This is a genomic window from Roseisolibacter sp. H3M3-2, from assembly GCF_029211165.1.
Lineage (GTDB): Bacteria > Gemmatimonadota > Gemmatimonadetes > Gemmatimonadales > Gemmatimonadaceae > Roseisolibacter.
Map to the genome: position 1 here is coordinate 1 of NZ_JARGEK010000252.1, position 7329 is coordinate 7329.

The window sequence follows — 7329 nt, forward strand, 5'->3', positions numbered from 1 at the left end:
GGGGCGTCGGCCGCCGGCTCGGGCGTCGCGACCGGCGCCGCGGGCGGCTCGGCGCGTAGCCGCTCCGCCAGCGCCAGCACCGCGGGGTCGGGCGCGGTCGCGAACTCCTGCCGCAGCAGCTCGGCGTGGACGCGCGCGTGGCGGATCGCCCCGGCGCGGTCGCCGGCGCCCTCCAGCGCGCGCATCAGGCGCAGCGCGATCCGCCCGGCGTACGGGTCGTGCGACGCCAGCCGGCGCCACCACCCGACCGCCGCCCCGGCGTCGCCCCGCGCCTCGGCCGCCGCGGCGAGCGCCTCGAGGGCGCCGGCGTAGCGCTCGCCGAGCCGGGCCCGCTCGCCGTCGATCCACCGCTCCAGCTCCCCAGCGTCGGCGAGGTGGAAGCCGTCGAGAAGGGGGCCCGCGTGCAGCGCGACGGCGTCCTCCGGCTTCCCCTCGTCCAGCAGCCGCTCGAAGGCGGCGACGTCGCTGGTCACCGCCTCGTCGTTCAGCGCGAGGTCGTCGCCGGCGGCGCGCACGACGTCGGCGCCGAGCGCCGAGCGGACGATGTAGAGCGCGTCGGAGAGCTGCGCGCGGGCGCGGTCGGACGGGCTCTCGGGCCAGAGCAGCCCCGTGAGCTTGTCGCGCGTGACGGGACGCCCGCGGGCCAGCGCCAGCACCGCGAGGAGCGCCAGGCGGTGGCCCTGCGTCGCGCGGCCGACCACCGGCCGGCCGGCCGACTCCACGACCGGCGCGCCGAAGAGCTTGAGGGTCAACACGTTGGGGCGCGCGAGACCGACACGAGAGCGACGCGAGAAGGACGGGAGGGCGCCCGGCCACCATACGCCGCGCGTCGGGGCCCAGCAAGGACGCGCCTCCACCCGGAGGCCGCCCCGACGCGCCGTGCAGCCATCAGGCGGCCGTCGCCTCGACGCCGCCCTCCCGTCACCGACACCACGCCCCTTCCATGACCGGCCGCATCCTTCCGACGTCCCGCCGTCTGCTCTCCTTCCTGTCGCTGGCGCTGGCGGCGTGCGCCGACGCGCCGACCGTCGCCGTCCCCCCCGCCCCGTCCACCAACGCGGTCAAGTTCTGGGACGCGAGCGCGAGCCTCGCCTGGAACCGTACGGCGCGCGAGCTGATCGGCGCCCGCTCCGACGCCGGCAACCCGACGACGCAGGCCCGACTCTTCACCTACCTGTCGATCGCGCAGTACAACGCGGTGGTGGCCGCCGAGGAGGCGCGCGAGCGCGGCGACCACCCGTCGCCGGCGGCGGCGGTCGCGGCCGCGTCCGTCGCGGTGCTCAAGAGCTTCCTCCCCGCCGGGACGCACGCCACGCTCGACGCCCGGCTGCAGGCGCAGCTCGCCGCCCCCGGCTGGCCCGGCGAGCGGCACACCGACGCCGACGCCGGACTCGCGGTCGGGCAGGCGGTCGGCGCGCAGGTGGTCGCGTACGCGGCCACCGACGGCGCCAACGGGACGCCGGCGCCGGCGAACCCCGGCGGGGTGGGCCGGTGGACGGGCGCGGGCTCGTTCCTCGGCCTCTACGGCGCGCGCACGCTCGCCCTGACGTCGGGCGACCAGTTCCGCCCCGCCCCGCCGCCGGCCTACGGCTCGGCGCAGTACGCGGCCGACCTGGCCGAGGTGAAGGCGCTGTCGATCGGCATCACCGACGCCCAGCGCGCGACCGTCACCTTCTGGGCACCCAACAACGCGACGTGGATGAACGCGCTCGCGTCGGACCTCATCGTCTCCCACCACCGGACCGAGCGCGAGGCCGCCCGCATCCTGACGCTCGCGAACGTGGCCGGGTTCGACGTCCTGAACGCCTGCTTCGACGCCAAGTTCGCGTACTACTACGTCCGCCCGTCGCAGGCCGACGCGGGGGTGAAGCTGGCGCTCCCGCTCCCGAACCACCCGTCGTACCCCAGCGGCCACTCGTGCATCACGGCCGCCTACGCGACGGTGCTCGGCGACGTCTTCCCCGACGAGCGCGCGCGCCTCGACGCGATGGTGGACGAGGCGGGGATGTCGCGCGTGTACGCGGGCTTCCACTTCCGCTTCGACGTCGACGCCGGGCAGGTGCTCGGCCGCCGCGTGGCGGAGTGGGTGCTCGCGCACGGCGTCGACCGCCGCGCGCCGTTCGCGCTCGACTGACGGCCCGTCAGCGGCCGGTGAGCCCCGCCAGCGCGCGCGCGTACTCCGCCGCCGCGGCGCGGTCGCCGGCCGCCTCGGCGTCGCGCCGCGCGACGTCGAGCGCGCGCAAGCGGTTCGGCTCGACCTCCAGCGTGCGGCGGTACTCGGCGATCGCGTCGCCGGCGCGCCCCAGCTCCAGCAGGCGGTCGCCGAGCTGCTGGCGCGCGGCGGCGAGCGGCCCGGGCGTCACGGCGCTCTTCTCGGTCGCGGCCTCGCGCGTCGCCGCCTCCCGCAGCCGCGCGACGGCGTCGTCGCGCCGCCCCTCGGCGAGCGCGATCCAGCCGCGCGCGCCGAGCGCCTGGATCCCCACCTGCTCCGCCCAGTAGCCCTCGCCCCTCGCGGCGAGGCGCGTGGCGATCGCGTCGAGCGAGTCGGCCTCCGCGCGCGCCTCGGCGAGGCGCCCGGTGCGCGCCGAGCCGAGGGCGCGCGCGAAGTGCGTCATCGCCTCGGTCCACGGCCAGGGGCTCGCCGCCGGCTCGAGCGCCGCCGCCTCGGCCCAGGCGCGGCGCTCCAGCGCCCAGCGCGCCGGGATCGCCTTCAGCGCGAAGACGCCGGCCGAGCCGGGCGCGGCGCCCGTGACGGCGTTCGGGTCGAAGCGCGCGGCCATCGCGGGGAGCGCGTCGACGATCGCCCGCGCGGCCGAGTCGCGCCGCATCTGCAGGTACGCGTAGACGAGGTAGTCGGACGCGTGCAGCGCCTCGCCGAGCGAGGCCGTCCGCATGGCCGCGTCGGCGGAGCGGCGGTTGGTCTCGGCGGACTGCTCCCACAGGCCGAGGCGCGTGAAGGTGTGCGACGGCATGTGCAGCGCGTGCGCGGCCGCCGGGGCGATGCCGGCGTAGCGCCGCGCCGCGGCCGCCGCCTGCGGCGCCAGCGCGGGGACGTCGTAGCTGTGGATGATGTAGTGCGCGAGCCCCGGGTGGTCGGGCTGGTCGCGCCAGAGCGCCTCGAGGATCGCGCCGGCGCGCTTCTGCCGCTCGTACGTCTTGTCGGTCGGCGGCGCCGCCTGGACCATCGCCAGCGCCGCGAAGATGCGCGCCTCGGGGTCGTCCGGGAGGCGCGCCGCGAGCTCCGCGGTCGCCCGCTCGTAGGCGAGCACGCGCGTGCGCTGGTCGACGCGCGCGTGGTCGGCGAACAGCGTGGCGGCCGCGGCGGCGTACCCGCGCTCGCGCTCGGTCGCGCCCGCGGCGAGGCGTGTCGCCGCCGCCGCCGCCTCGCTCCCGCGCGCGAGCGCCGCCGGCGCGCGGTTCCCGGCCGCCATCGGGTTCCCCCAGCGCGCGAGCGCGATCCCCCAGTGCGCCATGGCGCACCCCGAGTCGGCCCGCGCGACCTCCTCGAAGGCGCGGATCGCGTCGCCGAACTCGAACGAGTGGAGCAGCGCGATCCCGCGGTCGAAGGTCGGCGCGACCGCGGGTCGGCAGGAGGTCGCGAAGCGGACCGTCCCGAGCCCCGGGGTCGGGTGCGCGTGCTGCTGCGCCGGGAGGGGGGCGGAGCCGGCGAGGGCCGCGAGCGACGCGGCCGCGAGGACGAGGGCGTGATGGCGGCGCACGGGAGTTCCCCTTGTGGGAGGTGCGACCACGGTGGGGACGCCCGACTCCGGCCGCAAGACGCGACGCCGCGAGAACGAATCGTGCGGGTTTCCCCGACCCGTGGTCGGCGCGCGTTCGACGGGGAGTGGGGGGCGGCGGGGTGGCGCGCGCGGGCGTCGGCCGCGACACATTGCAGAGATTGGCGTCGGGGAACCTCCCGACTCCGGTTCCCCGACCGCACGACATGCCCAACGACCAGCCCGCCCGCGCCGCCACGGCGGAGGCGGATGTCGAGATGCTGCACCGCCTCCTCGTGGAGACGGTGCAGGACTACGCGATGTTCGTCCTCGATCCCGACGGGCGCGTCCTGACCTGGAATCCGGGCGCCGCCCGGATCAAGGGCTACGCGGCCGACGAGATCGTCGGCCGCCACTTCTCGAGCTTCTACCCCGAGGAGAAGGTCCGCGAGGGGTTCCCGCAGCACGAGCTCGAGGTCGCGGCGCGGGTGGGGCGGTTCGAGGACGAGGGGTGGCGCGTCCGCAAGGACGGCACGCGGTTCTGGGCGAACGTCGTCATCACGGCGCTGCGCGGCGAGGACGGGCGGCTGCTCGGCTTCTCGAAGGTGACGCGCGACCTGTCCGAGCGGCGCGCCGCCGAGGAGCAGCGGGTGGAGGACGCGCGGCGCGTGGCCTCCGCGGAGGCGGCCAACCGCGCGAAGAGCGAGTTCCTCGCCTCGATGTCGCACGAGCTGCGCACGCCGCTGAACGCGATCGGCGGCTACGCGGAGCTGATGCTGGCGGGCGTCTACGGGCCGGTCGCGGCCGAGCAGGAGCAGGCGCTCCAGCGCATCCGCCGCAGCCAGCAGCACCTGCTGACGATCGTCACCGACCTGCTGAACTACAGCCGCATCGAGGCCGGGCACCTCACCTACGAGATCGCGCCCGTGGCCGTCGCGACGATGCTCGACACGGTGTCGGCGATGGTCGAGCCCCTGGCGGTGCAGAAGGGGCTGCACTTCGAGCGCGGCCCCTGCGACGAGCGGATCGTCGTCCGCGCCGACCGCGCGCGCGCCGAGCAGGTGCTGCTCAACCTGCTGTCGAACGCGATCAAGTTCACCCCCGAGGGGGGCCGCGTGGAGCTCTGGTGCGCGTCGCTCGGCGACCAGGTGGCGATCCGCGTGCGCGACTCCGGCGACGGCGTCCCCGAGGAGAAGGTCGAGGCGATCTTCGAGCCGTTCGTGCAGCTGGGGCGCACCCTCAACAGCCCGCGCGAGGGCACCGGGCTCGGGCTCGCGATCAGCCGCGACCTCGCGCGGGCGATGGACGGCGAGCTGGCGGTGACGAGCACGCCGGGAGCGGGGGCGACGTTCACCCTCACGCTCCCGGCGGCCTGACTCAGTCGGCGTGCGCGCAGCTGACGGTCGGGTTCCACGGCGCGAAGAGCCCCTTCGGGTTGTCGCGCGGCGCCCAGATGTGGAGCGCCCACACCCCGAGCGGCGTGTTGGGCATGAACTCGCGCCCCAGCAGCACGGGCGGCCGCGCGCCCTTCCAGGCGGCGAACGGGATCACGTAGTCGACCCCCACCAGCTCCAGCGTGCCGTCGGGCTGCGGCTCGTACATCAGCAGCTCGGGCTCGAGCAGGTCGGTCTTGGCGTCGACCAGCGCGCGGTTGATGTAGTGGAAGCCCTGCGCGCCGCCGGGCGAGGTGGCGCATCCGGCCGGGAACTGCTCGTCGTAGCCGGCGGCCTTCGCGACGGCGACGTCGGCGAAGCGCGCGGTGGCCGCGCGGACGCGCGCGGCGGCCTGCAGCTCGCCGGGGGTGGTCGCGCGGTCGGTGGCCGAGCGCCCGTGCGAGGCGTGGGCGTCGGGCTGCAGCGTCACGGTCGGCGACTCGTCGGCGGTGCAGGCGCCGACGGCGAGGGCGAGGGCGAGGGCGAGCACGGGCAGGCGGGACATGGCTTCCTCCGCGGGGGATCCGGGCCGGGCGGGAGTCGCCGGGCCGTCGTTCGGTAGAAGCCGAAAACCGGCGCCGGACGGCTCACGGCCGCCGGCGCGCGGCGGTATGCTCCGCCGCATGACCGCCCCCGACGCCGCCTCCGCCGCGACCGGCGCCTCGCTGGACGACGTCTTCCCCGTCGTCTACGAGGAGCTGCGGCGCGTCGCGCACCGGCACTTCCGCGCCGAGGCGACCGGGCACACGCTCGGCACCACGGCGCTGGTGCACGAGGCCTACCTCGAGCTGGCGCGGCTCGACCGCGTGCGCTGGGCCGGGCGCGCGTACGTGCTGGCGGCGGCCTCGCGCGCGATGCGCCGCATCCTCATCGACCACGCGGTCGCGCGGCGGGCGCAGAAGCGCGGCGGCGGCGCCCCGTCGGCGGCGCTCGACGACGCGGTGGCGATGGCCGAGTCGCGCGGCGACGACCTGGTCGCGCTCGACGAGGCGCTGGAGCGGCTGGCCGCCGCGAACGCGCGGTGCGCGCAGGTGGTCGAGTGCCGCTTCTTCGGGGGGCTGAGCGTCGAGGAGACGGCGGAGGCGCTCGGGACCTCGCCGGCGACGGTCAAGCGCGACTGGACGCTGGCGCGCGCGTGGCTGAACCGGGAGCTCGGCGCGGCGTGAGCGGCGGGAGCGGCGCGGACCCGCGGTGGCCGCGCGCGGCGGCGCGGCTGCACGCGGCGCTGGAGCGCGCCCCCGCGGAGCGCGACGCGTTCCTCGCGGCGTCGTGCCCCGACGACCCGGCGCTGCGCGCGGAGGTCGCGTCGCTGCTGGCGGCGCACGAGGGGACGGGCGCGCTCGACCGGCTGGCCGTGGCCGTGCGCCCGCTGGTCGACGGGCTGCGCCCGCCCGCGCCGGAGCTCGAGGGGCGCACGGTGGGGGCGTACGTGGTCGGCGCGCGCATCGGCGGCGGCGGGATGGGGGTCGTGCACCGCGCGCACGACGTACGGCTCGACCGCACCGTCGCGGTGAAGTTCCTCCAGCCGCACCTCGGCGCCGACCCGGTGGCGGCCGAACGGTTCGCGCTGGAGGCGCGCACGGTCGCGGCGCTCGAGCACCCGAACATCTGCACCGTGCACGAGGTCGGGGCCACCGACGACGGCGCGCTGTACCTGGTCATGCCGCTGTACGAGGGGGAGACGCTGCAGGCGCGCCTCGCGCGCGGCCCGCTCCCGACGCGCGAGGCGGCGGCGGTCGCGGTGCAGATGCTGCGCGGGCTCGCGAAGGCGCACGCGCGCGGCGTGGTGCACCGCGACGTGAAGCCGTCGAACGTGCTGTTGACCCCCGACGGCGTGGTGAAGCTGCTCGACTTCGGCGTCGCGAAGCTCGCGGACGTCACGCTCACCGGCGCGCAGGGGCCGATCGGGACGCTGGCGTACATGAGCCCCGAGGCGGCGATGGGCGAGCCGGTGGACCACCGCGCCGACCTGTGGTCGCTCGGCGCGGTGCTGTACGAGATGCTCGCCGGGCGGCGCCCGTACGCGAGCGGCGCCGCGCTGGCGGCGGCGAGCGCGCAGGGGCGCGCGCCGGAGCCCGAGCCGCTGACGCGCGCCCGCGGCGACGTCCCGGCGGCGCTCGACCGCCTGAAGTCGGAGGCCAAGCGGTCTTAGGAAGACAAATCGTGGTCTCAACTCCTTG

General features: G+C 77.0%; 7 protein-coding genes. 4 read left to right on the top strand and 3 right to left on the bottom strand.

Annotation, left to right across the window (positions count from 1 at the left end; translation table 11 throughout):
- On the bottom strand, positions 1–755 hold a 755-nt coding region (locus PYV61_RS17725), incomplete at its 3' end, for a BTAD domain-containing putative transcriptional regulator (RefSeq protein WP_275834058.1).
- A 188-nt stretch (positions 756–943) separates the two neighbouring features.
- Between PYV61_RS17725 and PYV61_RS17730 the strand changes: the two genes are divergently transcribed.
- Positions 944–2134 carry a vanadium-dependent haloperoxidase gene (locus PYV61_RS17730; RefSeq protein WP_275834060.1) on the top strand — a complete coding sequence of 397 codons (1191 nt, stop codon included), beginning with the start codon at positions 944–946 and terminating at the stop codon, positions 2132–2134.
- A gap of 7 nt (positions 2135–2141) precedes the next feature.
- Here PYV61_RS17730 and PYV61_RS17735 read toward each other — a convergent pair whose 3' ends face one another.
- Positions 2142–3719 (bottom strand): hypothetical protein, encoded by a 1578-nt coding sequence (locus tag PYV61_RS17735; protein WP_275834062.1) that lies wholly within the window; start codon positions 3717–3719, stop codon positions 2142–2144.
- Positions 3720–3943: 224 nt separating this feature from the next.
- Between PYV61_RS17735 and PYV61_RS17740 the strand changes: the two genes are divergently transcribed.
- Positions 3944–5092 (top strand): ATP-binding protein, encoded by a 1149-nt coding sequence (locus PYV61_RS17740; RefSeq protein WP_275834064.1) that lies wholly within the window; start codon positions 3944–3946, stop codon positions 5090–5092.
- 1 nt (position 5093) lies between these two features.
- Here the strand turns inward: PYV61_RS17740 and PYV61_RS17745 are convergent, their stop codons facing one another.
- The gene (locus PYV61_RS17745; RefSeq protein WP_275834066.1) at positions 5094–5654 is read right to left on the bottom strand and encodes a hypothetical protein; all 561 of its coding nucleotides are present in this window, start codon (positions 5652–5654) and stop codon (positions 5094–5096) included.
- 118 nt (positions 5655–5772) lie between these two features.
- Between PYV61_RS17745 and PYV61_RS17750 the strand changes: the two genes are divergently transcribed.
- Entirely contained in the window at positions 5773–6315 is a 543-nt protein-coding gene (locus PYV61_RS17750) for an ECF-type sigma factor (RefSeq protein WP_275834068.1), read from the top strand.
- Entirely contained in the window at positions 6312–7301 is a 990-nt protein-coding gene (locus PYV61_RS17755) for a serine/threonine-protein kinase (RefSeq protein ID WP_275834070.1), read from the top strand. Before PYV61_RS17750 ends, PYV61_RS17755 begins: the two co-directional genes overlap by 4 nt.
- Positions 7302–7329 lie beyond the last annotated feature (28 nt).